At 48.1% G+C, this 763-nt stretch carries 1 pseudogene; it reads right to left on the reverse strand.

Annotated elements, in window-relative coordinates:
• Positions 1-677, reverse strand: a pseudogene (locus FD20_RS13175) (ISL3-like element IS1165 family transposase); the annotation flags it as partial.
• Positions 678-763 lie beyond the last annotated feature (86 nt).

A 763-nucleotide genomic window follows, 5' to 3' on the forward strand; every position in this document is an offset into this window, starting at 1 on the left:
TGATAGGAGGCGTTCATGTCCATGATGACGCGTTGAACCGCGGCCCGTTCTGCGGTGCTGTACTGACTAAGAAAGAACTGTTTGATGGTTCTATTAAGGCGGTCGCTAAGTACTTTAACTGATTTGTGAGTGTCGGCGTCAATGCAAATAAACGACATGGAGCCGTGCGTGGAACGGAATTCATCAAAGCATAGATTAATCGGTAACCGGCGGCTCGCGTGTGGATGAATATTAGCCGTCAAAATACGCTGAACTGAGTTTGTCGAAATACCGGTGAGACTGGCGATAGTCTTAGCCGGGAGTGATTTACTGGCTAGCTTCAGCACATGAGTCGCTAGTCCGTGACCGATGGCGTGGTTGGTTGATACCACTGGAGTGGTGGCCGTACAAGTGCTATGGCAGTTACTACAACGCCAGCGTTGCTTGTTTAGCTCTAGAATTACGGGCCGGTCCATGGGTCCTACAATGTGGACATGAGTGAGCTTGTGTCCGTTAGGGTGCAACGTATTGTATCCACAGCTGGGACAGCGCCTGAGTGTGTAGGTAAGCTCTGCCTGGATGACCAAATACTTTTTGCGACCCGAGCCCCGACCATGAAATTCATCACGAGTACCGAACACCTGAATGTTTGTGTCTGTAATTCCCAGTAATTTAAGTGTATTATCTAGTTGAGACATCTATTCCTACCCCGCTTATCTTGAGTTTCGTCGCTTAAAGCATAGCACTAGGGAGGCTTAGATGCCTTTTTTTGTTATCAAAAAGG

The organism is Liquorilactobacillus uvarum DSM 19971 (genome assembly GCF_001434935.1).
GTDB lineage: Bacteria > Bacillota > Bacilli > Lactobacillales > Lactobacillaceae > Liquorilactobacillus > Liquorilactobacillus uvarum.